The organism is Candidatus Poriferisocius sp. (genome assembly GCF_965208475.1).
GTDB lineage: Bacteria > Actinomycetota > Acidimicrobiia > Acidimicrobiales > Bin134 > Poriferisocius.
Window position 1 is genome coordinate 3,344,546 of the sequence record NZ_OZ242338.1, and the last position, 24,309, is coordinate 3,368,854.

Annotated in this window: 27 protein-coding genes; 14 read left to right on the forward strand and 13 right to left on the reverse strand. The window is 66.5% G+C overall.

Translation table 11 applies throughout. The features are described 5' to 3' along the window. Positions 1 to 213 precede the first annotated feature (213 nt). On the forward strand, positions 214 to 867 hold the full coding sequence (gene msrA / locus ACOGXA_RS15575) for a peptide-methionine (S)-S-oxide reductase MsrA (RefSeq protein WP_419924765.1): 654 nt from the start codon (positions 214 to 216) through the stop codon (positions 865 to 867). Here the strand turns inward: msrA and ACOGXA_RS15580 are convergent, their stop codons facing one another. The 3 genes from ACOGXA_RS15580 to ACOGXA_RS15590 are packed head-to-tail and all read right to left on the reverse strand — an operon-like array spanning position 868 to position 3,256. After that, a complete protein-coding gene (locus tag ACOGXA_RS15580; protein WP_419924766.1) occupies positions 868 to 1,236 on the reverse strand; it encodes a DUF5615 family PIN-like protein in 369 nt (122 codons plus the stop codon). Beyond that, complete coding sequence (locus ACOGXA_RS15585) at positions 1,233 to 1,655, reverse strand: CopG family transcriptional regulator (protein ID WP_419924767.1); 423 nt, start codon at positions 1,653 to 1,655, stop codon at positions 1,233 to 1,235. The genes ACOGXA_RS15580 and ACOGXA_RS15585 overlap by 4 nt, the downstream gene beginning before the upstream one ends. A gap of 53 nt (positions 1,656 to 1,708) precedes the next feature. Then, entirely contained in the window at positions 1,709 to 3,256 is a 1,548-nt protein-coding gene (locus tag ACOGXA_RS15590) for an acetyl-CoA acetyltransferase (RefSeq protein ID WP_419924768.1), read from the reverse strand. Between the two features lie 102 nt (positions 3,257 to 3,358). Here ACOGXA_RS15590 and ACOGXA_RS15595 point away from each other — a divergent pair, with 102 nt between their 5' ends. The 3 genes from ACOGXA_RS15595 to ACOGXA_RS15605 are packed head-to-tail and all read left to right on the forward strand — an operon-like array spanning position 3,359 to position 5,210. Then, a complete protein-coding gene (locus ACOGXA_RS15595; RefSeq protein WP_419924769.1) occupies positions 3,359 to 3,649 on the forward strand; it encodes a DUF2191 domain-containing protein in 291 nt (96 codons plus the stop codon). After that, positions 3,649 to 3,975: a type II toxin-antitoxin system PemK/MazF family toxin gene (locus tag ACOGXA_RS15600; RefSeq protein WP_419924770.1), complete on the forward strand. Its 327-nt coding sequence runs from the start codon at positions 3,649 to 3,651 to the stop codon at positions 3,973 to 3,975. Before ACOGXA_RS15595 ends, ACOGXA_RS15600 begins: the two co-directional genes overlap by 1 nt. A gap of 44 nt (positions 3,976 to 4,019) precedes the next feature. Then, positions 4,020 to 5,210 (forward strand): LLM class flavin-dependent oxidoreductase, encoded by a 1,191-nt coding sequence (locus tag ACOGXA_RS15605; RefSeq protein ID WP_419924771.1) that lies wholly within the window; start codon positions 4,020 to 4,022, stop codon positions 5,208 to 5,210. Between the two features lie 24 nt (positions 5,211 to 5,234). Here ACOGXA_RS15605 and ACOGXA_RS15610 read toward each other — a convergent pair whose 3' ends face one another. From ACOGXA_RS15610 to ACOGXA_RS15620, 3 genes are read right to left on the reverse strand one after another with little or no spacing between them, the layout of a single operon-like run. Next, a complete protein-coding gene (locus ACOGXA_RS15610; protein ID WP_419924772.1) occupies positions 5,235 to 5,675 on the reverse strand; it encodes an SH3 domain-containing protein in 441 nt (146 codons plus the stop codon). Further along, entirely contained in the window at positions 5,676 to 6,452 is a 777-nt protein-coding gene (locus tag ACOGXA_RS15615; RefSeq protein WP_419924773.1) for an enoyl-CoA hydratase/isomerase family protein, read from the reverse strand. It abuts the gene before it with no gap. Positions 6,453 to 6,506: 54 nt separating this feature from the next. Continuing rightward, the gene (locus ACOGXA_RS15620) at positions 6,507 to 7,394 is read right to left on the reverse strand and encodes a TauD/TfdA dioxygenase family protein (RefSeq protein ID WP_419924774.1); all 888 of its coding nucleotides are present in this window, start codon (positions 7,392 to 7,394) and stop codon (positions 6,507 to 6,509) included. A gap of 71 nt (positions 7,395 to 7,465) precedes the next feature. Here ACOGXA_RS15620 and ACOGXA_RS15625 point away from each other — a divergent pair, with 71 nt between their 5' ends. The 3 genes from ACOGXA_RS15625 to ACOGXA_RS15635 are packed head-to-tail and all read left to right on the forward strand — an operon-like array spanning position 7,466 to position 10,056. Continuing rightward, positions 7,466 to 8,413, forward strand: a complete 948-nt coding sequence (locus ACOGXA_RS15625; RefSeq protein ID WP_419924775.1) for an NAD-dependent epimerase/dehydratase family protein — start codon at positions 7,466 to 7,468, stop codon at positions 8,411 to 8,413. Positions 8,414 to 8,449: 36 nt separating this feature from the next. Then, on the forward strand, positions 8,450 to 9,664 hold the full coding sequence (locus ACOGXA_RS15630) for a cytochrome P450 (protein ID WP_419924776.1): 1,215 nt from the start codon (positions 8,450 to 8,452) through the stop codon (positions 9,662 to 9,664). Beyond that, positions 9,661 to 10,056 carry a c-type cytochrome gene (locus ACOGXA_RS15635; RefSeq protein WP_419924777.1) on the forward strand — a complete coding sequence of 132 codons (396 nt, stop codon included), beginning with the start codon at positions 9,661 to 9,663 and terminating at the stop codon, positions 10,054 to 10,056. Before ACOGXA_RS15630 ends, ACOGXA_RS15635 begins: the two co-directional genes overlap by 4 nt. Before the next feature lie 15 nt (positions 10,057 to 10,071). Here the strand turns inward: ACOGXA_RS15635 and ACOGXA_RS15640 are convergent, their stop codons facing one another. Further along, positions 10,072 to 10,686 (reverse strand): cysteine hydrolase, encoded by a 615-nt coding sequence (locus tag ACOGXA_RS15640; protein ID WP_419924778.1) that lies wholly within the window; start codon positions 10,684 to 10,686, stop codon positions 10,072 to 10,074. 116 nt (positions 10,687 to 10,802) lie between these two features. Here ACOGXA_RS15640 and ACOGXA_RS15645 point away from each other — a divergent pair, with 116 nt between their 5' ends. The 5 genes from ACOGXA_RS15645 (at position 10,803) to ACOGXA_RS15665 (ending at position 14,329) form a co-directional block, all read left to right on the forward strand. Next, positions 10,803 to 13,082, forward strand: coding sequence for a xanthine dehydrogenase family protein molybdopterin-binding subunit (locus tag ACOGXA_RS15645; protein ID WP_419924779.1), 2,280 nt, complete (start codon positions 10,803 to 10,805; stop codon positions 13,080 to 13,082). Between the two features lie 128 nt (positions 13,083 to 13,210). Next, positions 13,211 to 13,423 carry a type II toxin-antitoxin system HicA family toxin gene (locus ACOGXA_RS15650; RefSeq protein WP_419926996.1) on the forward strand — a complete coding sequence of 71 codons (213 nt, stop codon included), beginning with the start codon at positions 13,211 to 13,213 and terminating at the stop codon, positions 13,421 to 13,423. A 5-nt stretch (positions 13,424 to 13,428) separates the two neighbouring features. Further along, on the forward strand, positions 13,429 to 13,656 hold the full coding sequence (locus ACOGXA_RS15655) for a hypothetical protein (RefSeq protein WP_419924780.1): 228 nt from the start codon (positions 13,429 to 13,431) through the stop codon (positions 13,654 to 13,656). 109 nt (positions 13,657 to 13,765) lie between these two features. Beyond that, complete coding sequence (locus tag ACOGXA_RS15660; protein ID WP_419924781.1) at positions 13,766 to 13,957, forward strand: hypothetical protein; 192 nt, start codon at positions 13,766 to 13,768, stop codon at positions 13,955 to 13,957. A 9-nt stretch (positions 13,958 to 13,966) separates the two neighbouring features. Further along, positions 13,967 to 14,329 (forward strand): cytochrome P450, encoded by a 363-nt coding sequence (locus ACOGXA_RS15665; RefSeq protein WP_419924782.1) that lies wholly within the window; start codon positions 13,967 to 13,969, stop codon positions 14,327 to 14,329. Between the two features lie 70 nt (positions 14,330 to 14,399). Here ACOGXA_RS15665 and ACOGXA_RS15670 read toward each other — a convergent pair whose 3' ends face one another. The 5 genes from ACOGXA_RS15670 to ACOGXA_RS15690 all read right to left on the reverse strand — a co-directional run bounded on the left by ACOGXA_RS15670 (position 14,400) and on the right by ACOGXA_RS15690 (position 21,359). After that, entirely contained in the window at positions 14,400 to 15,173 is a 774-nt protein-coding gene (locus ACOGXA_RS15670; RefSeq protein WP_419924783.1) for a GmrSD restriction endonuclease domain-containing protein, read from the reverse strand. Positions 15,174 to 15,790: 617 nt separating this feature from the next. Next, complete coding sequence (locus ACOGXA_RS15675) at positions 15,791 to 17,857, reverse strand: hydantoinase/oxoprolinase family protein (protein ID WP_419924784.1); 2,067 nt, start codon at positions 17,855 to 17,857, stop codon at positions 15,791 to 15,793. Continuing rightward, on the reverse strand, positions 17,854 to 19,611 hold the full coding sequence (locus ACOGXA_RS15680) for a hydantoinase B/oxoprolinase family protein (RefSeq protein WP_419924785.1): 1,758 nt from the start codon (positions 19,609 to 19,611) through the stop codon (positions 17,854 to 17,856). Before ACOGXA_RS15680 ends, ACOGXA_RS15675 begins: the two co-directional genes overlap by 4 nt. Before the next feature lie 17 nt (positions 19,612 to 19,628). Further along, positions 19,629 to 20,510, reverse strand: a complete 882-nt coding sequence (locus ACOGXA_RS15685; protein ID WP_419924786.1) for an SDR family oxidoreductase — start codon at positions 20,508 to 20,510, stop codon at positions 19,629 to 19,631. 66 nt (positions 20,511 to 20,576) lie between these two features. Then, positions 20,577 to 21,359 (reverse strand): enoyl-CoA hydratase/isomerase family protein, encoded by a 783-nt coding sequence (locus tag ACOGXA_RS15690; RefSeq protein WP_419924787.1) that lies wholly within the window; start codon positions 21,357 to 21,359, stop codon positions 20,577 to 20,579. A gap of 66 nt (positions 21,360 to 21,425) precedes the next feature. Here ACOGXA_RS15690 and ACOGXA_RS15695 point away from each other — a divergent pair, with 66 nt between their 5' ends. Then, positions 21,426 to 22,295 carry a MaoC/PaaZ C-terminal domain-containing protein gene (locus tag ACOGXA_RS15695; protein ID WP_419924788.1) on the forward strand — a complete coding sequence of 290 codons (870 nt, stop codon included), beginning with the start codon at positions 21,426 to 21,428 and terminating at the stop codon, positions 22,293 to 22,295. 22 nt (positions 22,296 to 22,317) lie between these two features. After that, the gene (locus tag ACOGXA_RS15700) at positions 22,318 to 23,382 is read left to right on the forward strand and encodes an amidohydrolase family protein (RefSeq protein WP_419924789.1); all 1,065 of its coding nucleotides are present in this window, start codon (positions 22,318 to 22,320) and stop codon (positions 23,380 to 23,382) included. Between the two features lie 16 nt (positions 23,383 to 23,398). Here ACOGXA_RS15700 and ACOGXA_RS15705 read toward each other — a convergent pair whose 3' ends face one another. Beyond that, positions 23,399 to 24,304, reverse strand: a complete 906-nt coding sequence (locus ACOGXA_RS15705; protein WP_419924790.1) for an SDR family NAD(P)-dependent oxidoreductase — start codon at positions 24,302 to 24,304, stop codon at positions 23,399 to 23,401. Between the last annotated feature and the right edge of the window lie 5 nt (positions 24,305 to 24,309).

Below are 24,309 nucleotides of genomic sequence, written 5' to 3' on the forward strand. Positions count from 1 at the left end.
GCCCGCGTTCCCGCTGTTGCTCGCTTCACTGTGGTTCTCCCTGTCGGCCAATTGCCATCGAACCCGGTTGTGGTTCTAGACGCGGTGACAAGAATATTCGGCATCAGTGACAGCGCAACCACTGGAACTGCGTGATGGCTCGGATTGGGCGCTGTCACCGAGAGGATCGATGCCCGGATGGGAACGCCGCCAACACCCTCTACACTTCGAGGCATGGCATTGTTCGGGATGAAGAAGACGATGATGGTTGAGCCTGCTGGCGCGCTGCCCGGCCGGGACGAAGAGATGCCGGTGCCGGAATCGCACTTCGTGAACGGCAACCCGCTGAAGCCGCCGTTTCCCGACGGCATGCAGCAGATCATGGTGGGCATGGGCTGCTTCTGGGGGGCCGAGCGGGTGTTCTGGTCGGCGTCCGGCGTGTTCACCACCGCGGTGGGCTACGCCGCCGGGTTCACCCCTAACCCCTCCTACCAAGAAGTGTGCACCGGCCTCACCGGCCACAACGAGGTGGTGCTGGCCGTGTTCGACCCCGAGGCCACCAGCTATGAGCAGATGCTGGCCCTTTTCTGGGAGAACCACGACCCCACCCAGGGAATGCGCCAGGGCAACGACGTGGGCACCCAGTACCGTTCCGGCATCTATTACTTCGATGACGACCAGAAGGTGGCCGCCGAGGCGTCACGGGAGCGGTTCGGCGCACGGCTGCAACAGGCGGGCTACGGTGAGATCACCACCGAGGTCATCGCCGCCCCGCCCTTCTACTACGCCGAGGACTACCACCAGCAGTACCTGGCCAAAGTCCCCAACGGCTACTGCGGCTTAGGCGGCACCGGCGTGTCCTGCCCCGTCGGCCTGGTAGCCGACTGACTAGGGAGGTGGCTGGAGCCACCACACCCAGCTGTGGCCCTTGACGGGTGGTTGCCGTAGGAATTGATCGAGGGCGGCGATGAGGTTGGCGGGGTAGGCAACTGTGCGGCGGTTGAATCTGTTTTGACCGGTGAAGATAACATTGGGATGGGGAGTATCGCCGGTCGCCCACCGTGAAATCAATATGGCAAAGTCGCGCACGTTTTCGGTGACGATGGCTCGGTTTGTATCAGCAGCAAATTGGAGGAGATTCGCGTCGTCCATACCTCGCAGCAGTGGATCGCTCGATACCGCATGGACATCGTGACCAGCCTCTTGCAGTACCCGAGCAACCGTCGGGCTGTGCATTTCGTCAAGCAGCAGCTTCACCGGGCAAGCAGCGTTTGTTGGCGCTCCCAAAGCGCCTGATGCCTTTCGGCGGCCTCCTCCTGAGCGTCGATCTCGGCGTCGATCTCCGCAGTGTGCTCGGCGTAGTAGGCCAGAGCGGCATCCACCAGGGATTGGCGCAGGCACATCATCTCGGCAACTCTGGATCGGCGTTGCTCGACTGGCACGTCTCCGCCAATAAGGGCAGACACCACATCGGCCACTTCGGGACCTCCGACCAATATGGCACGGCGGCCAGCAGGTCCATCTCGAAAGCAGATGGCAGGGTGCTCTTCCATTCGGAGACCTTCTTCGATCAGGCGCGCAGCCAGTGATGACATCGAAGAGTCGCGTCGGTGGGCATGATCCCTAAGCCGGTCGAGAGTCGACTCATCGGGGAAGCGGAGCGACATCACACACATGACTACATCATAGGTGTGTGTAGTAGGAATTTCTGAACCGATTCTGAAACTTCTTAGGCCGGGGTGAAGATGCCGCGGTTTGTGGCGTTGTCCTGACGAACGCTGCCGGTCCGGCCGATGGCCTCGGAGGCCAGCAGGTCGTGGAGCAGGTCGGGGTCTTCGGGGGTGTTGGCCAGGAAGCGGCGGCCGTCGGTGATGTTGCCGTCTAGGCGTCCGCAGATGTAGCCGGTGGTCGGCTGGCCGTCGCGGTTGTGCATGACGGTGTAGGCCTCTATGGTGCCGGGGCCGGTGGCCGATTCGTCGGGGTTGGCCGGGGCGGTGTCCATGTCTGCGGAGGGAGGCGGGCCGTCGGGGCGGTCCCAGCCGCCTTGTTTGGGCTTGTTAGACAGCACCGCGGCGGCGTGTTTGGTCAGAATGAAGCCGTTGCCGGTGACCAGCCCAATTGAGTTGTCGTCGTCGCGCAGCCGCTCCACCATGGCGGCTATCGAGTTCAGGGTGTAGGCCGAGCCCGGCCCGCCGGCGTAGGGCAGGCCGCCGGTGACGGTGAAGGGACGGGGGTCGAGCTCGTCGATGCCGAGCATGGTGCAGGCCATTCGCACCGCCACGGGGAAGCAGGAGTAGAAGTCGAACATGGCGATGTCGTCCACTCCCACACCGGCCTGGTCGAGCGCCCCCACTGACGAGTCCTTCATCGACGGGCACTCGGCGAAGTTGGGCCGGGTGCTGACGAACCAGGCCTCCTCGGCGGCGTGGTGGCCGCCCCACCAGTAAACCCACCGGTCAGTCGGGATCCCCAGTTCACGGGCCTTGTTTGCGGATGCAATCACGTAGGCCCCGGCCTGGTCGGTGTTGATGACCGCGTTCAGGTACTTGGTGTAGGGGAATCCGATCATCCGGTTCTCAGGCGTGGGGGCGGCCAGTTCTTCGGCGCTGCGCTCGGTGGGGAACCAGGCGTAGGGATTGGCCGCGGCCACCGTGGTGAAGTCGGTCATCACCTCGCCCAGCCGCAGAGCGTGGTCGGCCAGGGTCATCCCCTGGGCTGCTCTCAGGGCGTTCTCGAACAGGGGGTAGGCCTGGATGGGATCGGTGAGCCCGTGGCGCTTCTCGACGTCGGACACCATTGCCTTGGCCGGTTGGCCGAAGCGGTCGTCGGCCCCTTCGGGATCGCCCCCGGCAGGCCATTCCAGCTTGATGCCGGCCTTGCCGGCCCGCTCGGCCGTCTTCCAGATATTGCCGCCGGCCACCACAGCGGCCTCGATGCGCCCGGCCATGATCTCGCCGGCCAGATGGTTGGCGGCCAGAACGCCGATCTCTCCGCCCCCGCCGGTGTTCTGCACCCGGGCCCGGCGGTCGATGCCCAGGCGCTCGGCGGTTAGTCGGGCGCCGTTGGCGGGGCGCCAGTGGGCCATTGGAATCTGAAAGTAGGCGTCCACATGGTCGAACAGCCGGCGGCCGACTCCGGCATCGCCGGCGGCCCGGACGGCCACGTCGGCCAGCATGGTCACCGGATCGGGCGCGGCTGTGGGGCCGGTCTCCCGCCCCACATACTGGGCCACGCCCACTATCACCGGTGCCCGATCGCTCGCCCCGTCAATTCCCACCGCGGCGATGCTAGGCCACCCGTCCCTGCGGTCAATGGGTTGGAGAACGGCATTCTGTGGTAGTGGGGAGCTGTTATAGCATAGTCGTGGTATAGTTATGGCATGGGTCGACAGCGGGTAAGCACCACGGTGGACGGCATTCTGCTCGACCGGGCCCGCCATCTTGAGCCGTGGCCCAACGATGCGGCGATGCTGGATGCCGCTCTCGAAGCGCTCGTGGCCCGCTATCGAGAGGCGGTGATCGATGCCGCCTACGAGGCTTACGACCGCCATCCCCTCGACGAGCCCGATGAGTGGGGCGATCTGGCGTCGTTCCACGGGGCCAACCGGGCGGCCCGCCAAGAGGCGGGAGTTGCAGACGACCGACCGCGCACCGCTGGCGTGCCACGTTGATGGCTGATTCGGCTCGGCGGGGCGAGGTGTGGTGGTGGGAGGCGCCCCATACGGGCCGGCGACCGGTTGTGGTCTTGTCGCGGGATGCGGCGACGGATCGGCGCAAGATGGCAATCGTCGCCCCCTGCACCACCACCATCAGGGGTCTGCCGAGCGAGGTGTTGCTTGAGCCTGGCGATGATCCGGTGCCGGCCGTGTCGGCGGTGAATCTCGATTCGGTTGAGAATGCGCCGCTGGCGCTGCTGGTGCAGCGGCTGGGCCGCTTGAGCGATGAGCGCATGCGCGAAGTGTGCGCCGCATTGGAAGTGGCGGTTGACTGCATCTGAGGGCGGGTGACGCTCCCGGGGCGGGCAGGGCATAGGCTCAAACCGTGAAGTTCGGCGTTTTCTATGAGCATCAGTTGCCTCGTCCGTGGCAAGAGGGCGATGAGCAGCGGCTGCTGCACGAGGCCCTCGAGCAGGTGGAGCTGGCCGATCGGCTGGGCTACGACTACGCCTGGGAGGTGGAGCACCACTTCTTGGAGGAGTACTCCCACTCGTCGGCCCCCGAGGTGTTCTTGGCCGCGGCCAGCCAGCGAACCGAGCGGATCAGGCTGGGACACGGCATCGTGCAGATGCCCCCCAAGTACAATCACCCGGCCCGGGTGGCCGAGCGCATTGCCACCCTCGATCTGATCTCCAACGGTCGGGTGGACTTCGGCACCGGGGAGTCGTCGGCCGCGGTGGAGTTGGGCGGGTTCAACATCGAGCACGCCGATAAGCGCCCGGCGTGGGCCGAGGCCACCGAGCAGTGCTGCAACATGATGGTGATGGACCCCTATCCGGGGTTCGAGGGCGAGTACTTCTCCATGCCGTGCCGCAACGTGGTGCCCAAGCCGGCGCAGAAGCCCCACCCGCCGCTGTGGGTGGCATGCTCCAACCGGGACACCATCAAGCTGGCTGCCCGCCTGGGCATGGGCGCTTTGACGTTCGCCTTCGTCGATCCCGACGAGGCCGCCCAGTGGGTGGACGACTACTACCGGATCCTGTCGACCGAGTGCGTGCCCATCGGCCACACCGTTAACCCCAACATCGCCATGGTGGTGGGCCTGTCGATGCATCACGACCGAGACGAGGCCGAGCGCCGGGGCCTTGAGGGGTTCCAGTTCTTCGGCCACGGCCTGCTGCACTACTACGCGGTCGGCCAGCACCGACCGGGCCGGACCAATGTTTGGGAAAATTTCCAGGAATCCAAGGAATCATTTGATGGCTTGGGCGAGACGCTGGGCATCGGCACTCCTGAGCAGGTCACCAAGCAACTCCAGGGCTACGCCGAAGCCGGTGTCGACCAGGTGATGTTCATCCAGCAGTCGGGCCGCAACCGCCATGAGCACATCTGTCAGTCGCTGGAGATGTTCGCCAAAGAGGTCATGCCCGTCCTCAAAGAGGGCGAGGACGAGCGGGAAGCAGCCAAGGCCGACCGCCTCGCCCCCCACATCGGCGCCGCCCTGGCCCGCCGCACCCCCATGGCGCCCATCCCCGACGACCAGATTCCCGTTGTCGGCTCCCTGGGGACCTCATAGCCCCCATCTGGGGGGCAATGGGTATCAGCCGGCGGGGGCTAGGTAGGCGGCGAAGACCCAGCCGGTGACGGTGTTGGTGCGGACTTGCACCCAGGTGCCGCTGGTGGGCGACTCCACCACTTGTCCGGTGAGGGTGACGGTTGAATCCAAACTGGCTGTTCCCAGCACCTCGTGGGCGGTGTTGGGGCCGGCCCGCACGTTGAGGGCCGAGGGGACATCGAACACCCTCCACTGGGTGTCGGGGGGATAGCGGGGGTCGATCTCCAATTCGGCTGCCACGACCGGCTCGGGCAGGGGTTCCGCGGTGGCAGTGGGGGCTGCCTCGGGGGTTGAGTCTGGCTCAGGCTCCTCCGACTCGATGGTTACCCAGTCGAACCCCCACGTGGACACGATGCCGGCCAAGGAAAGAGCGACGAAGGCCAAACCGGCCACTGCCACGCAAAACACGATGGCCCGAATGCCCATCTAGCGGGCCTGCCAGTCGGGGCGACGGCCCTCGGCCCGGGCGGTCAGGCCTTCGGTGGCATCCTCGGTGGCCCCGGCCACAAGTCGCATGGTCTCTCCGAAGCGCACGGCCTCCACCCAGGACATTGACCGGGTGCGGGTGGCCACCTCTTTGGTGGCCCGCACGGCCAGCGGCGCCGAGGCGACGAGCCGCTCGGCGAGGGCCCCGGCTTCGTCCATGAGCTGGTCGTGGGGCACCACCCGCCATACCAATCCCATTTGTCGGGCCCGCTCGGCGTCAACCCGCTCGCCGGTCAACAGCAGCTCCATGGCGTCGGCCCACTCCACCCGTCGGGGCAGCATGATGGCGCCAACAATGGTGGGCACCCCCAAGCGCACCTCGGGGAAGCCAAACGTGGCCCGGTCGCTGGCGATGAGGAAATCGCAGGACAAAGCGGCGGTCAGTCCGTAGCCGAGGCAGTGGCCGTTCACCGCGGCGATGGTGGGTTTAAACAACTCCAAGCCCGATTCGAAGGAATTGATGGTGGGCTTCTCCCAGAACGTGCCCTTGAACACCCCCACCGACCCGGCGCCGTCGCGCATGTCGGCCCCGGCACAGAACGCCCGGCCCGCTCCGGTGAGGATGGCCACCCAGGCGTCATTGTCGCCCCGGAACCGGTCCCAGGCCGCGTTCAAGTCTTGGCGCAGCTCGCCGTTGACCGCGTTGAGCGCCTCGGGGCGGTTGTAGGTGATGGTGGTCACATGGCCGGATTGCTCATACAGCACGGTTTCGGGCATGGCGTCAGACTAACGACACTCGACCGCGCCGCTGCCGCTTCGAGCCAATGCAGGTCAACGGTATTTGATGGACAACTGGCGAAGGGAGCGGGGGCCGGGGCTGTGGGGCATCTCCCGGCGGTGGACGGTGCCCACGGTGTCGAAGATCACCACGTCGCCTTGGCGCCAGCGGTGGGTGTAGGTGTGCTCGGGGACTATGGCGTGGTCCATGGCCGCTTGGGTGAGGGCGAAGGCCTCCTCGGGGTCGTCGATGCCCTCGAAGCCGCACGAGAACGATGAGACGTACAGCGCCACCCGCCCGGTGTCGGGGTGGGGCATCTCGACAGGATGCTCGACCACTTCCCCCGATCCGGGATAGACGATGTCGGGGTTGGCCCGCCGCCGGCGGGCGGCCGTCGCAGCGGGATCTTCGTCGTGGTGGTTCTGGCGCAGCCGAGTGTTGTTCTCCGAGGTAATGGTGTAGTGCCCGATGCGCCCGGCCAGCTTCTCAGCCAGATGGCTGGGCAGGGTCTCATGGGCGGTGTACATGTCGCAGTACGAGGTGTCGGCCCCGCCGTCGGCGGGCACCCGCTGGGCGTTGAGCAGCGACTCCCGGGCGATGGTGTCCAAGAAGGCATAGTCGGTGTGCCACGGCAGGGGACCGCTGCCGGCCGTGCCGATCTCGTGGCCACCGTCGTTCAACTCGTTGGACACAGCCAGCACCTCAGGTACCTCGGTGGGGATGTTGTAGAGCTCATCGGCGGGGAAGGGCTCGCCCAACTGGTGGGCCAGCGCGGCCAGTTCATCGGCGTCGCACTCCCGCTGGCCCCGAAGCACCACCACCAACCGGTCGGCCAGCGCCTGGCGCAGCGTCGCTAGGTCGTCGTTGGACAAGGGGGTGCCCGGATTCCAGCCGGTGGCCAGCGCACCCAGGGGGGCATCGATGGGCTCGGTGCGAATCATGTCTCTATCCCTATCATGTCAACGCTGCACGCTCGCCGTGCTAGTACAGGGTCAGCAATGGTTTAGGAGGAATGACTGTGGAAGGCCAGAAGATTCTTATCACCGGGACCGCAGGCCAGATCGCCCTGCCCATGACCCGTCATTTCGCCCAGAGCAACGAGGTGTGGGGGCTGGCCCGGTTCAGCCAGCCGGGATCGCGGGAGCAGGTGGAGGAGGCCGGGGCCACTCCCCACGCCGCCGACCTCGCCGCCGGCGATTTGAACGGGCTGCCCGACGACTTCGACTACGTGATCCATATGGCCGCGTTCATGGCCGCGAGCCCCGACTACGACTTCGCCCTCACCCAGAACGCCGAGGCCACTGGCCTGTTGATGGCCCATTGCCGCAAGGCCAAGGGCTTCTTGCATGCGGCCACCGCGGCCTCCTACAAGAACAACCCCGATCACACCCACGCCTATACCGAGGGTGATCCGCTGGGCGACAGCGAACAGCCCTATTCGGAGACCTACGCGGTGTCGAAGCTGGCCGCTGAGGCGGTGGCCCGGACCATGTGCCGGCTCTATGAACTGCCCACCGTGATCGGCCGCATCAACGTGGCCTACGGCCGCAACGGGGGGCTGCCGGCCATCCTGTTGGCCATGATGACCAACGGCATGCCGGTGATGCTCAAAGACGCAGAGCCCAACATGTTCGCCCCGGTGCATGAGAAAGACATGTGCGCCCACGCCGAGGCGTTCTTGGAGGCGGCCACCGTGCCGGCCACCGTTGTCAACTGGGGCGGCGACCAGAACGTGAGCATCGAGGACATGTGCCGGCGTATGGGAGAACAGGTCGGGGTGGCCCCCGACTTCCAGTACTTCCCGGTGGGCACCCACAGCCGGGCATTCGACAGCGCCAAGCGCATCTCCATCACGGGTCCATGCACGGTTTCGTGGGAGGAGGGGATCGACGACATGGTGGCGGCGTACGATGCCGAGCAGGGCGACAGGATGATTGCCCGGCTCATGGGCGAGGCGTAGCCCAGCCGCGGGCAATCCGACAACAGGAGGCGAACCATGCCCAATCACCCCACCCGAGACGACATCGATTTCCTCGACGGGTATTGGTACCAGCACGAACCCCACGACACTTGGAAGTGGATGCGGGAGAACGCGCCGGTGTACTACGACGCCGACAGCGACGTGTGGGGAATCACCCGCTACCACGACATCCTGGAGGTCGAGAAGGACCCCAGCACGTTCTCCTCTTGGCGCAGCCCCCGCCCCCATGGCGACCCGCTGCCGATGATGATCTCCATGGACGACCCGTTGCACAAGCAGCGCCGGAAACTGGTGAATCGAGGCTTCACCCCCAAGCGGGTGAGGGATCGCACTGCCGAGGTGGCGGCCATCTGCGACGAGATCCTCGACAAAGTGTGCGAGCGGGGCGAATGCGACTTTGTCTGGGACATCGCCGCCCCCCTGCCTTTGATGTTGATCGGCGACATGCTGGGCTTTCCCCGGGAAAGCTACGACGACCTGCTCGAGTGGTCCGACGACATGATCCGGGCGACCACCAAAACCGACCCGGCTGCGGCGGAGAAGGGGATGCTGGCCGGCATCGCCTTTCGGGAGTTCCAGCTTGAAGTGATCGCCGACCGCAGGTCGCGTCCGCCCCAATCCGATTTGGTAAGCGTGCTGTGCCACGCCGAAGTAGACGGCGAGAAGCTGGACGATGAGTCGCTGGTGCAAGAGACGCTGCTCATCCTTATCGGGGGCGACGAAACCACCCGCCATGTGATCAGCGGGGGGATGCTGGCGCTGATGGAGCATCCTGACCAGAAGGCGCTGTTCAACCAGCAGGCCGCAGACGATGCCTGGATGGAGCGGGCGGTGGAGGAGATGCTGCGCTGGGTTACCCCCATCAAGAACATGTCCCGCAGCGCCACTCGGGACGTGGAGATGCACGGCGAAACCATCGGGGAAGGCGATCAGGTCATCCTGCTCTATCCGTCGGCCAACCGTGACGAAACCGTGTTCGACGATCCCTACAAGTTCGACTTGGAGCGGGACCCCAACCACCACTTGGCCTTCGGCTGGGGAACCCACTTCTGCCTCGGGTCGTCCCTGGCCCGCCTGGAGCTCAAGATCATGTTCCAGCGACTGGCCGAGCGGATGCCCGACTTGCAGCTGGCCAATGAGGAGCCGCTGCCTTGGCGGGCATCCAACTTCATCGTGGGCCCCGAGGGAATGCCGGTGACGTTCACCCCCAGCGCCCCGATGGGAGGTTGAGCCTGTCTCGCCCCCGGTGGTGGAGGAGACTGGGAGCCCTGCTGCTGAGCGGCTGTTTGGCGTTGATGGCGTCGGGGTGCAGCGGAGGGGCAGACCCTGAACAGGCAGCTGCTCCGACGGTTCTCCAGGTCACCGAGCCAGCAGCCCCCGGGGATATCTCCGTCGGCAAGAGCGTGTATTTGCAGCGCTGCGTGGGGTGCCACGCCGTCGATGGGAGCGGCATCGTCGGCCCCGACATCCGCCCCGGCAAGGTCTTGGACAAGTACGCGTCGGCCGAGGCGATGGAGGTGTTGGTGCGCTACGGCCTTGGCGAGATGCCCGAGTTCGCCTCCAAACTCAACAATGTCGAGATCGCCGCAGTGGTGGCCTACGTTCGAGGCGGGTTGGGCTGATCCTGAAAGGGCCTTCTAGCTGGTCCAGGCGCTGACCACTTCGGCGGTGGTGGTGACGGTGGCTACGATGCCCAAGGTGTGCTCGAACACGGCATCCACGTAGTCGGGCGGGGTGCCGGCCACCGCGTCGCGGGGGATCACCACCACGTAGCCGGTGTTGACGGCGTCGAAGGCCAGGTTGGTGATGGCCACGTTCACCGACACCCCCACCGCCACGATGGTGCGGATCCCCTCGTTGCGTAGCAGCGAGTCGAGCTCGGTACCCTCGAACGGCGACAGGCCGTGGTGGCGGGGCAGCACAACATCGGCGTCGGCCACCCCGATCTCGGGAACCACCTCCACCGCCGGGGTGCCCACGTGCAACTGCACCGGGATCTTGGGCATGGCTCGGAAGAGGCGTGCGTTGCGGTTGCCGCCCCACCCGTCGGTCCGGTGCTGGGCCGTGCAGTGAATCACCCGCACGCCGGCGGTCCGGGCCGCGGCCGCCAATGCCGCTGCGTTGGGGATCAGCTCCTTCTTGGCTGCCTCGGCCAGCGCGGGCAGGGCCGACAGCTCCCCGATCACCCCGTTCTGGCACTCCTGAAGCACCAAAGCAGTGGTCGCCGGATCGACTATCTCACGCAGTTTCATAACCGCCTTGCCTTGTGTTGGGCCCTCACCAACTAGGCGCGGGCCAGGATTCCTGTATTCGAGCAGGCGGCTAGGAACGAGAGAATGTCCAAACCGTCCACCATAATTGGCACTCTATGGCTGGATCGATTCTGGGGACTGAAGTTGTACGCCGGGAGGACGGCACCCTGCTCACGGGAGAGGGACGCTACACCGGCGACATTAGGCCCGATGGGTTGCTGACCGCCTGCTTTGTGCGCTCGGCGGCGGCTCATGCGGAGGTGGTCGGTATCGACACCGGCGAGGCTGTCGACCATCCCGGCGTGGTGGCGGTACACACCGCGGCCTCGCTGGGCGTGGGCAAGGTGAAATCTCGCATGTCGCTCGACCCCCACTTCGAGAGGGAAGCCCTCGCCTCAGAGCGGGTTCGCTTCGCGGGCGAGGCGGTGGCGATGGTGGTGGCCGAGTCGGCGGCGGCCGCCCAAGACGCCGCCGATCTGGTGATGGTCGACTATCAGCCGCTACCGGTGTCGATGGACGCGGAGGCGGCTGTCTGCGCCGGCAGCGCAACGCTGTTCCCCGAGCGGGGATCAGACACGATGGTACGGGTGTTCGGCCCGGTCGACGGCCTCCACGACGGCGCCGACCGGGTTGTGGAGGCTCGAATCGTCCACAATCGGATGGCGGTCGTCCCGATGGAACCCCACGCGTTGCTGGCTGATCCGACCGGGGATCAGCTCACAGTGTGGGTATCCACCCAGGGCGTACACGCCACCCGAGGGGGCTTGGCCGAATCGCTGGGTCTGGCCCAAGATGAGATCCGGGTTATCGCCCCCTGGGTGGGAGGCGGTTTCGGGGCCAAGGGCGGATGGAGCCCTGAGCACGTCGCGGTAGTAGCTGCGGCCAGGCACCTGGGCCGACCGGTGGTGTGGAACGAGACCAGGGCCGAGAATCTCCTCTCCATGCACGCCCGCGACCATGTCCACTACGCCAGGCTGGGCGTCACCGATGGTGGGCGCATGGTTTCGCTGGAGGTGGTGGCGGTGGTGGACGCCGGTGCCTACCCGGGGATGGGAGGTGTGCTGCCGTTTGCCACCCGGCTCATGGCGCCGGGGGTCTACGGCATCGACAAGGTGCAGTTCGACTATGCGGTGGCGGCCACCAACCGGGCGCCGCTTGGGGCGTTCAGAGGAGCGGGGCGGCCTCAGGCCACCCTCACTATCGAGCGCATGGCCGACTTGGCCGCCGCGGAACTGGGCATCGACCCGGTGGAATTGCGGCGGCGCAACTATCTGGCCCCTGAGAGCTTTCCGCTGGTGACCCCTACTGGCGGCGCCTACGACAGCGGCGATTATGAAAAGGCGCTGGATCGGGCCTGCGATCTGGTCGGCTACCGGGAGATGCGGGCCGAGCAGGCTGAGCGCCGGGTCGCGGGCGACCCCCGTCGGCTGGGGATAGGGGTGTCGAGCTATGTGGAGGTGACCGCACCGGTTGGGCAGTCTGAGCATGCCGTGGTAGAGGTTCACCGCGATGGGTCGGCCACTGTGGCGGTGGGCACGGCTTCGCACGGGCAGGGCCACGAGACCGCCTTCACCATGATCGCTGCCGACCGGCTGGGCATCGACATGGATCGAATCGCCTACGTGCAGTCCGACACCGCCCTGGTGGCCCGCGGCGACGGCACCGGCGGCTCCCGAAGTGCGCAGCTCGGGGGCAGCGCCATTCATGCCGCTTGCGGCGAGGTGCTGGATTCCGCCCGCCTGCGGGCTGCTGGGCTGCTGGAGGCCAGCGCAGACGACATCGTGGTTGGCGATAACGGCGGTTTGGCGGTGGCGGGTGTGCCCTCCGCATCGGTGAGCTGGGCCGAGGTAGCTGCGGCGTCCGACGAGCCGCTGAGAGCTGAACTGGACCACGCGACCGACGGCCCCACCTTCCCGTTCGGCACCCACATCTGCGTGGTGGAGGTGGACGCCGATACCGGCAGGGTCACCCTGCTGCGCTTCGTGGCGGTGGATGACGCCGGCAACCTGCTCAATCCGCTGATCGTGGCCGGCCAGCAGCACGGCGGGGTGGCTTCGGGCATCGGCCAGGCGTTGTACGAGCACGTGGTGTACGACGACGCCGGCAACCCGCTCACCACCGGATTGGCCGACTACGCCATGGGGTCGGCCGCTGAGTTCTGCGACTTCACCGTTGAGAGCACGATCACCCCGACCCCACTCAATCCCCTGGGGGTAAAGGGCATCGGTGAGGCGGCCACCATCGGTGCCACCCCGGCCGTGCAGAACGCGGTGATCGACGCCTTGAGCGACCTCGGCATCAGCCACATCGACTTGCCGCTCACTCCCGAGCGGGTGTGGCAGGCAATACAGTCGGCTGGTGGTCCGGTCACTGAGATCACCTGGCCCACCCTGTAGAGCAGTTCTATTATATTTCAACTATATTTATCTAATATCAATGTTAATGATTATACTTGTCGGGGTAGGCGAAGGAGTGGCAGAGAATCCGAGAAATGAGAAAGCGTCACCGTCGAACGCTGGAACGGATGCGAACCGTGCCTACGCCGACGGACATCCGTTGGGTGGATATCGAGTCGTTGCTGGGAGCGCTTGGAGTCGCCGTGGTTGAACGGGCTGGCTCCAGGGTTCAGCTGGTAAAGGGATCAGATTCGATTGTCGTCCACAGACCCCACCCCCGGCCTGTGACCAGGCGCGATACTGTTCGTGACATTGTCAAGTTTATGGAGCGCATAGGATAAAGCTGATGCTGGAGCACAAGGGCTACGTCGGCGAGGTGGTATACGATGATGAGGCCAAGATTCTGCATGCCAGGGTTATCAACAGCGGCCCATACCCAATAGCGAACGCCGAGGCGGCTGATATGGAGGGGATCGAGCAGGAGTTCTGCTTCTCAGTAGATGCCTATCTCGACGGATGCGCGGAATTGGGAATCCAGCCCGTCAAGCCTACTGCCAATTCGGTCGGATCGTAGGCAAGCCGAGGCTCGTCGGATATGGCAGGCCATCCAGTCGGCGGGTGATCCCGAGCCGGCCATTGCTTGGCTCTCACTATGAGCGCCAATCCTGAGAAAATCATCGCCGTTGGCCGCCGAGCGCCGGGCCAACCCCGGTGACGACCTCATGACCAAGCTGGTCACAGTGGAAGACGAGCGGGGGCCGCTCACCGACCAGGAGATCGTCCCCACCTGCATAATCCTGCTCCAAGCCGGCCACGAGACCACCGCCGACATCATCGGTAACGCCACCAAGGCGCTGTTGGAGAACCCCGGCTAGCTGGAACAGTTGCAGGCTGCCCCCGAGATGATCGACGACGGCTTCGAGGAACTCCTGCGCTACGACAGCTCAGTGCAGATCAACCGCCGGGTCCTCGCCAGCGAAGTGGAGGTGGCCGGCCAAACCATTCCCGGGGGCGACCTGTGTGTGGTGATGCTGGGGGCGTGCAATCGGGATCCCGAGGCGTTTGCCGAGCCTGACCGGCTGGATCTCACCCGCGACGTCAGCCAGCACAACGGCTTCGGCCTGCGCGCTTACTACTGCCTGGGCTCATCGATCGACCTGCCGCTCACTCCCGAGCGGGTGTGGCAGGCAATACAGTCGGCTGGTGGTCCGGTCACTGAGATCACCTGGCCTGTCTTGCCCCGCTAGCGGGCAATCGGCGGAGGAACTCGCCGGGGTTGGGTGTCGGCTGACCGGCCAGCCCGATGGCGTCGGTGCCCTATGTGCAGGCGACGCCGTCTCGGTTTCCGTCGAGGCGGTAGGGATCTTGGCCAATGTTGATGATGGTCACTGGGGCTTGGCCCAGTTCCTTCACGTCGGAGCAGTTGAGGTCGTCGACGATCGGCAGGCAGGGGTCGTAGGCCGGGTGGCAGTCGGAGCCATCCGAAGGGGTTTGGGCGTCGGTGGGCGGCGTCTGGGCGGCCACCGTGATTTGGACGGTGCCCGCGTCGGCGGCGGCTAGGTCGATGCGGGTACCAGCGCATTGGTTGTCGGCGTAACGGGAGATGGTCTGATGCTCAGCAGGGTCCATAGACAGTTCCCATCGGACCTTGATCGCAGTCCACCAGGCCAGATACGTACAGAGTGCTTCGGGATTGGAAGGAAGCCATTCGGCCGGGTCGCGGGCCCCCTTACTGCGATTGGAGCTGGCCGACACGGCAATGAGATGGTCGGGAAAGGTGAGGTCGTTGGCGTATAGCTGCCGGGTGAGGGCATCCCAGGCCCAGCCCCCCGACTGGTGGGCCTCGTTGAGGGGGACAACGTGGTCCACGTCGAAATCGCTGGCCGAACTGGTTTGCCGACCGTCGTAGAAGCTCGCCCATTGGCCGTCTCGCACGCGATTCTCGGAAATTTCCGGGGTTTGCAGAGATTCGGCGGCGAGCACCTCCTGGCGGGTGTCTAGGCCGTCTCCGTCTTGGTCGATCCAGTGGTTCCAGTCGTCGCGGCTGTAACCGGCCGCCACCTCGTCGGCGATTGTGGCGAGTTCGAGCATTTCCGCCAGGGTTGCCAGGCCGCTTCCTGATGTTTGCGCCGTGGTCGAAGTCGGGGTGTTAGCCGTGACCGGTGGGATTGGCGGCGCGGTGGGTTCGGCTGGCGCTGCGGTGGTTACGGGCGTTGCGGTGGGTTCGGCTGGCGCTGCGGTGGTTGCAGGCGTTGCGGTGGTTGCAGGCGTTGCGGTGGGTTCGGTTGGGGATGCGGGTTCAGTTTCGCGTTCGGTTGCGGGTTCGGTTGCGGGTTCGGTTGGGGGCGGCGTTGCGGGTTCGGGTTCGGTTGCGGGTTCAGGTTCGGGCGCAGCGGCGGTAGTCGGCGGGCTGTCTGGGGCGGGCAGCTCGGGGGAAGGTTCGACCACCGGGGGAGAACCGGCGGATTCGCTCTCTGAGGCGCAGCCTGATGCCAGCAAGGCGAGCATGGCCAGGCCCAGGCACAGGGGTCGAAGGGAAGAAGGCCTCTTGGGCATAGAAGATCGGATTTCCAAGTGAGATAAAGGCTGTTATAGGGCTTGGCGAACTTAGCAGCCCAAAGGGGCGGCCACTGTGATGTGGAGGAGGGATCGCCGATCGCCGCTTCCTGGCGCTCCATGGGCCACGAACACCGCCGCGTCCAATGGCACTAGTCGGGCCGCAGCGCCAGGCTGAGGCGGCGATCGGTTGACACGGCCCAGCCGGGTGGCACGACGACGGTGGAGGAGGTCTCTTCGATGATGGCGGGGCCGGCGATGGTGGGGCCGGGCAGGAGGGTGTGGCGGCGGTAGACGGGGGTGTCGGCCATTTTGCCGTTGAACCAGGCGGGGCGGTAGGAGAGGGGCACGGGGGGTCGGGTCGCTACTTCGTCGGTTGACCAGTCGGGTTTCGGGACTGGGCCGATGACCCTCACCCTATAGTTGACGAACTCCACCGGGTCGTCTTGGCGGATGCCGTAGAGCTGTTCGTAGAGATCGCCGAAGGCCGTGGCGGCCCCGTCGATGTCGCCGCCGTGGAGGGGGACGGTCAGCTCGTGGGCTTGGTGGCGGTAGCGGACGTCGATCTCGCGCTCGAGCACGATCTCGTCGGCGGCGAACCCCTCCGCGCCGATCTCGGCGGTGGCCACGGCTTCCAGTTCGATGTAGATGGCCTCGATGACGCTGGCATCGACGCCCACCGAGTCGATCACCTGAGTACGGACATGATCGGTCACCACGTCGGAAGCCAGCAGGCCCACCGCCGAGCCCACACCGGGGTTGGCCGGAATGACCACCTCAGCGATGCCGAACTCCTCGGCCAAGCGGGCCACATGCGCACCGGCGGCGCCGCCTGAGGCCAAAAGGGTGAAGTCGCGGGGGTCGATGCCCCGCTCCAGGGTCACCACCCGCACTGCGGCGGCCATGGTGGCGTTGACCACCTCGTACACCCCCGCGGCGGTCTCCTCCGGGCTCAGATCCATGGGCTCGGCCAGCTCAGCCAGGGTGCCATGGGCCAGGTCGGCTCGGATGGTCATGCGGCCCCCGAGAAAGAAGTTCGGGTTCAGGTAGCCCAGCACCAGGTCGGCGTCAGTCACCGTCGGTCGAGTGCCGCCCCGGTCATAGCAGGCTGGTCCCGGCTCGGCCCCGGCGGAGTCCGGCCCCACCCGCAATGCACCGCCGCTGTCGAGGTAGGCGATCGATCCGCCGCCGGCGCCCACCTCGGCCAAGTCGATCACCGGGATCTTGATGGGATAGCCGGTGTTGATCTGCTTCACGCCCGAAGAAGCCGTGCCCCCCACGAAGAACTCGTGGGCGATGGCCGATTGGCCGTTGCGCACCAGCCCCGCTTTGGCGGTGGTGCCGCCCATGTCGAAGGAGATCAGGTTGTCGATGCCGCTGAGGCGGCTGATATGGGCGGCGGCCATCACCCCGGCGGCCGGACCCGACTCCACCAGCTGCACCGGCCGCCGGGCCACGGTGGCCGCCGAGATGATGCCGCCTGACGATCCCATAATCTGAAGCCGGGCACCGATGCCCTGTTGGGCCAGTTCTTCGTCCAGCCGGGCTATATAGCGGGTGACGGTGGGGCCCACGTAGGCCGACATCACCGTGGTACACGCTCGGGGCAGTTCCCGGTACTCGGGCCACACCTCGCTGGAAACCGCCACATAGAGGTCGGAGTTCAGCTCGGCGATGATGTCGGCCACCCGGCGCTCGTGCTCCCCATTGGCATAGGAGTGCAGGAAGCACACCGCCACGGCTTCCACCGGCTCGCGGGCCAAAAGATCGGCCAGAGCGGTACGGGCTTGGTCGAGGTTGAGCGGCACCACCACCGAGCCGTCGGCTGCGGTGCGCTCCACCACGTCCACGGTGCGCCGCCGGGGGACGATGGGCGCCTGTTTGGTGTAGAAGAGGTCGTACTTCTCGGCGTCGCCCTTGCGCTCGTTGCCGATGATCAAGATGTCGCCGAACCCGGCGGTGGTGACGTAGGCCACCGGACCCCCCTTGCGCTCCAAGATCAAGTTGGTGGCCAGGGTGGTGGCGTGGACTACCTGGGACACCTCTTGTGGGTCGCGCCCGGCGTCACCCAACAGCTCGGCGACTCCGGCCAGCACCCCGGTTGCGGGGTCGTCGGGGGTGGTGAGCACCTTGGCCGCGCAGATGCTGCCGTCGGTGCGGTCGATCAACACCACGTCGGTGAACGTCCCGCCGATGTCGATCCCCAGGGCGACGGTCATCGGCTTCTCAACGCCTCGGTGGCCGCTAGGTCCACCTCCCCGGTTTCTAGGTCGACCACCACGCCGTAATCCCGGCGGGCGGCCTCGGGCGACACTCGGCCATCGCGCACATCGGCAACCACCAACGCGGGGTCGCGCTCATACGGGTCGCCGAATCCGCCGCCGGCCGAGGTGAGCATGGTGATCATGTCGCCGGCTCGAAGCTGGTGGGCGGTGACCTTGGCCGGCAGCGGCTGTTCATCGGGGGTGCCGTGGTTGAGCACCCAGCCCCCGCCCGCGCCAGAAGAGCCCCCACAGATGCCCGGGGGCGGGCGACGGCAGCGGTCGGTGGCCCGCCCGGTGAATTGGCCGTCGGTCAGGATGCGGATGTCGCGGCGCGCCCCGGTGCCGCCCCGCCACTGGCCCGGCCCGCCCGAGTCGGTCCACAGTTCGAATCGCTCGAAGCGCACCGGGTGCTCTTGCTCGTAGGCCTCCACGGTGTGGAACGCTCCTCCGGCGCCGAGCACCAGCGGGCCGGTCACGTCCACGCCGTCGCGGTCGGAGCGGGCGCCCGATCCGCCGAACTGGGGGTCCATGAACGCCCACGGCCGGCCATCGGATCCGACGCCGTTCATGATGTAGACATGGACGTTGCACGAGGCGGCCATCGCTCGGGCCGGGTCTAGCTGCGAGAATGCCCCCAACATGGCCTCCACCACGGCCATGACGGTGGCCATGCGGGCGTTGAGTGCGGCGGGCGGATTTGGATTCACCAGCGTGCCCCGGGGCAGGCGAAGCTCCAGGGGGCGGAAGGCGCCGTCGTTAACCGGGATGTCGGGGGCCAACAGGCAGCGGACGGCGAACAGCACACCGGATGTGGTCTGAGATACCGCGGCGTTGATGGGTCCGGGCGCTTGGGGTGAGGTGCCCTCGAAATCGGCGGTGATGGTCGAGCCGCTTACGGTGAGGGCAACCTGCACCTCGTGGTCGGCGCCGGGGTTCACGCCGTCGTCGTCGATGATGAACGAGCCGGTGTAGGTGCCGTCGGCCAGGGCCTCGATGCCCGCCCGAGTCCGGCGCTCGGTGTAGTCCAACAGCTCGCCGGTGATCTGATGCAGCTTTTCCAAGCCGTAGCGACCGGCCAGGTCGGCCAGCCGGTCGGCGCCCAGGTTGGTGGCGGCGATCATGGCCCGGATGTCGCCCAGTACCTTCTCGGGAGTGCGGCTGTTGGCCGCGATCACATCCAGGATGGGCTGGTTGGGCTGGCCGGCCGTGGCCAGCGGCACCGGGGGCAGCACCAGGCCCTCCTGGAACATGTCGGTGGCGTTGGCCGGCAGACCGCCGGCGGCCATGCCCCCTAAGTCGGCCACATGCAGCAGCGCGCAGGTGAAGAACGCCAGAGTTGCGTCGATGAACACCGGGCGGAACACCATCACGTCGTTGGAGTGGATGCCGCCCCGGTAGGGGTCGTTGGAGGCGTACACGTCGCCGTCGGCCATCGACTCGGGCGGGAAGTCGTCGAGCAGGGAGCGAAGAGACGGCCGCAAGCTGGACAAGTGCATGAGCGGCGCGCCCATCGACTGGGCGATGAACCGGCCCTGGTGGTCGAAGATCGCCGCGGTGGAGTCCCCGCCTTCTTTGACCACCGAGGAGTAGGCCGAACGCACCGTGGTCAGCCCCATCTCCTCGGCGATGGCCGCCAGGGCGTTCTTGACCACCTCTAGTGCAATGGGATCAGAAGGCCGGTTGCCGGTGCTCAATGGGGCGATATCCATGGCATTCAGAGCACCGATCAGGGCTCGAAGGGACCCTTGCCCATCTGGTCGCGGATGGTGGTCACCGCCGGGTTGGTCATGGAGCGGCGCTGCCAGTTGGCCCCGTCCACCACCATGGTGTGGCCGCTGATGAACTGGGCGAAGGGGGAGGCCAGAAAGGTGGCCGCCCAGCCCAACTCCCGCAGCCGCCCCACCCTCATGGCCGGCTGGCAGGGATCCTTCTCGTGGGTCCGGTCGAGGCTGGAGCGGATATCGGCGGTCATGTCCTCGTGGGGAAACAGCCCCGGCACCAGGCCGTTCACCTGGATTCCGTAGGGCCCCCATTCCACGGCCAGGCTTTCGGTCATCGACTTGACGCCGGCTTTGGCCGCGGCCGAATGGGCGAAGCCGGGGCCGCCGGTCCAGGCGTAGGACGCCCCGATGTTGACGATCGATCCCGGTGTTCCCGCGGCCAGATGGCGGCGGGCGAACTCCCGGGCGCAGAAGAACGTGCCGTTGAGGGTGATGTCCACCACCGTGCGCCAGGCGTTGGGCGACATGTCCTCGGCCGGCACCGGGAAGTTGGCCGCCGCGTTGTTGATGAGCACATTGGGCAGGCCGAACCGCTCGGCCGCCTCATCGAAGGCCGCGGCGACCTGCTCGGGCTGGCGAATGTCGCAGCCCACCACCAGCACCTCGGCGCCGACCGCCTCGATGGCCGCTTGGCCGGCTTCCAGGTGCTCGGGCTTGCGGCTGGCGATAACCAGGTTGGCCCCCAGCCGAGCGAACTCCGTGGCGATGGCCTTGCCCAGGCCAGTGCCCCCGCCGGTGACGAACACCGTTTGGCCTTCGTAGGCGCCGGGCACCAGGGCGGTGGCGCCCTCGGGGGCGGGTTCGGGCAGTCCGATGATCTCAGCCATGGCTCAAGTCCTCCTTCGGGTCGATTCTCAAGATCGCTGGTGTTGGGGGTTGGGCACTGTCGCGCCTCAAGATCGCTGGTATTCGGGTTCGCGCTGTTCGGCTCGGGCGGCGCGGAACTCGTTGTAGTCGTCGGAGCGGTTGATCAGCGTCTGGTAGGCGTACTCGTCGTTCATGGAGCGGCGCAGGTTCTCGTCGGCCAGGTTGCGGATCACCCGGCGGGCGAGTTGCACCGTGTAGGGCGAGGCGGCGGCGACCTTGGCGGCCATCTCCATCACGGTGTCGTCCAGCTCCTCGGGGGCCACGATGCGGGACACGATGCCATGGGTCAGGGCCTCCTCGACGCTGAGGATCCGGCCGGTGAGCACCATGTCGCTGACCAGGCCCGAACCGCATATCTCGAACAGGCGGCCCACCCCGCCGGTGTCGGGGATCACCCCGTGGGTCACCTCGGGGAGCATGAATCGGGCACCCTCGGCAGCCACCCGGATATCGCACAAAAGGGCCCGCTGGAAGGAGCCACCGATGGCCCATCCCTGTATGGCCACGATCACCGGGGCATCGATTTCCCAAAGCTGTTGGATGCCCCTTTGGCCCCGCTCCATGAGGGCGTGGTGGGCCATTTCCACCTGCTTTCCGCCGATGGCGGCCACATCGCGCCCCGACGACCACGATTTCCCCTCACCCCGCCACACCACGGCCCGTATGGACTTGTCGGCTTTGATCTCGTCGAGGATCTCGAACAGGGCGAAATCCATCTCGTCGTCGAAGGCGTTGTGCTTTGCAGGGTTGTTGTTGGTGATGACGGCGATGTGCCCGTCCCTCGTGAGCTGTACTCGTTCGTCGGCCATGGCCTCACCGTATCCCCCTGCGCAACGGCGGGAAGAATGGGGCCGATTTGGGACACAATGGCACCCATGGCGATGAATTTGGACATGATCGGGCACCGCGGAGAGCCGCATCAGCGGGGGTGGCTGCCCCGGGACTGCACCCTGTATGCCCTCAGCGTGGGGGCGGGGTTCGACGACCTGGCCTTCGTGGGCGAGCAGGCCGCCGGGCACCCCCAGCAGGTGTACCCCAGCTTCGTGTGCTCGGGGGGCCGGTCGGACAAGCCCAGCAGCGGTGGGAATCCCATGTTCCAGTTCGGCGACTACCAGGTACACCAACTGGTTCACGGTGAGCAAGAGCTGACCGTTCACGGCGAGATCGCCCCGAAGGGGTCAGTGGTGAGCACGTCGACGGTGGTGGGCATCTACGACAAGGGCTCTGGCGCGGTGGTCCATTCCGAGAGCGAGTCGGTGGACTCCGCCACCGGTGAGCCGTTGTTCACCACCGGTTCCAAGCTGTTCGTGATGGGTGAAGGGGGTTTCGGCGGCGATCCCGGCCCGAGGGCCCCGGTTTGGGACGTGGGCGACGCTCCGCCCGATGCCACCGTGGACTGGCAGACGCTTCCGATGCAATCGCTCCTATACCGGCACGGGGGCAACGACCCCAACCTCATCCACTATGACCCTGCGGTGGCTGCGGCGGCCGGGTTCGAAGAACCCATCTTGATGGGACTCAACACCTACGGCTTCGCCTGCCGAGCCCTAGTAGAGACGGTATGCGGGGGCGACCCGTTGGCCCTGGGTTCGATGGCCGGTCGTTTCGCCTCCCCCGGCTACAACGGCGACGTGCTCACCACCCAGATCTGGCACAATCCCGCTGAAGAGAACGGGGTGCTGTTCCGAGTGGTCTCCAACCGGGGCACCACCGTCTTCGACAAAGGCCGGGCCACGCTGCGGTGAGCAGCAGAGGGGGAGAATTTCCATGAGCAGATTGGTGATCGACGCCGACGGGCATATCAGCGAGCCGCCTGAGCTGTGGGAGGAGTTCTGCGATCCCGAGTTCCTGGCGTTCGCCCCCCGGCGGGTGCTGGACAGCCAGGGTCGGCCCCGCACTTTCGTGGGCGGGGAGATGGCGCCCTACATCCCGTTCGACTCTGAGGCCTACGACAAGGAGCGCCCCAAAGGGGGCGTCGATCCCCACGCTCGATTGGCCGACATGGACAGCGAGGGCATGGACATCTCGGTGATCTTCCCCACCACCGGGCTCATGTTCGGGGGCATCGCCGACGCCGCGGTGAAGAACGCCCTGTGCCGGGCCTACAACGACTGGCTCCGCACCTACTGCGACACCGACGCTTCCCGGCTGCTGGGGGTGGCGGTGGTGCCCCAGGTGGATCCGGCACTGATGTTGGCCGAGGCCCGGCGGGCCATCGACGATTTGGGGTTCGCGGCCGTGATGCTGCGGCCCAACGTCATCGCCGGCCGGACCCTCGACCACCCGGCCTACGACGGGCTGTGGTCGCTCTTGGCCGACCGGGGCGTGCCCGCCGCCCTGCACGAGGGCACCACCCAGAACGTGCCCCAGTCGGGGTTAGACCGCTACGACAACTTCATGTTCCGCCACGTGTGCTCCCATCCCCACGAGCAGCAGATGGGCTGTCTGGAGCTGATCGCCGGAGGGGTGCTGGAGCGCCACCCCGAGTTGCGGGTGGTGTTCTTGGAGTCGGGCTGCGGCTGGGCCGCCCACTGGCTGGAGCGCATCGACGACCACCTGGACTCCTGGGGTCACGCCTCGGCCCCGCTGGAGCTGAGCGCCACCGAGTATTTCCAGCGGCAGTGCTTCATCTCCTGTGACCCCGAGGAGCGGACCGTTCCCGCCGTGATGGACAGCCTGGGCGACGACTGCGTGGTGTTCGCCACCGACTACCCTCACCCCGACGGCGTTTTCCCCGGTGTCGTGAAGGCACTGGCCGAACGGGAAGACCTGAGCGACGTCCGCAAAGACAAGATCTTGGGGCTCAATGCCCAAAGGTGCTTCGGCCTCTGAGCGACGATTTGTGCGATCAGAGGCCCATGTCGTGGTAGTCGGGCATTTCGTAGCGGCTGATGGCTTCGGCTCGGCGGTGGAGGAGAGCAACGGTGTCTTCGATGTTGCGGCCGATGATGAACCGGCGCTCCTCGACGCAGTCGACTACGAAGTTGCCATGTTCTAGCAGGTCGGCCAACTCGGGCTCGTAGCCCCGGATCTCCGTCATGATGTCCTTGAGCTCTTGGAAGGTCATGCTGCGCCGCCCGGTGGCGTCGCCCACTCGGGCGAAGTGGGCGGGGCGGTTGCGCTGAGCGGTGAACAGGCCGGTGTCCAGCATGCCGCCTGACGGGTAGAGCACCGAGGCCCGCAGGTCGCTGCCCTCGCGGATCAGGTTGGTGTGAACGGTCTCAGTGAAGCAGCTCACCGCGGCCTTGGAGGCGGCGTACACCGAGGCGGTGGGAACGGGGGCGAACCCGCCGTCGCCCGAGGAGGTGTTGATGATCTGGCCGGGTAGGCCGCCGGCCAGCATCCGGGGCACGAACTCGGTGGTGCAGATGGCCACGCCGAACACGTTCACGCTGAAGCACCACCGCCAGTCGTTGGGCTCCTGCTCCCAGGGCTTGCCGCCCCCTCCCGAGGTCACCCCGGCGTTGTTGAAGAGCAGGTTGCAGCGGCCGTGGGCGTCGTAGACGTAATCGGCCAGCGCGGCCACCGAATCCTCGGCGGCCACGTCGGTGGGGCAGCCCGACACCGGTCCCAGCCCCGACAACTCGGCCACGGTGGCCTCTGTGGTGTCGGCCTCGATGTCGGCGACCACCACGGTGGCGCCCCGCTGCAAGAGAGCGGTCACGATGCCTTTGCCGATGCCGCCGGCCCCGCCGGTGACCACCGCCACCATGCCGTTGACGTCGAGACGCTCAGATGGGGTGTCGCTGCTCATGGTGC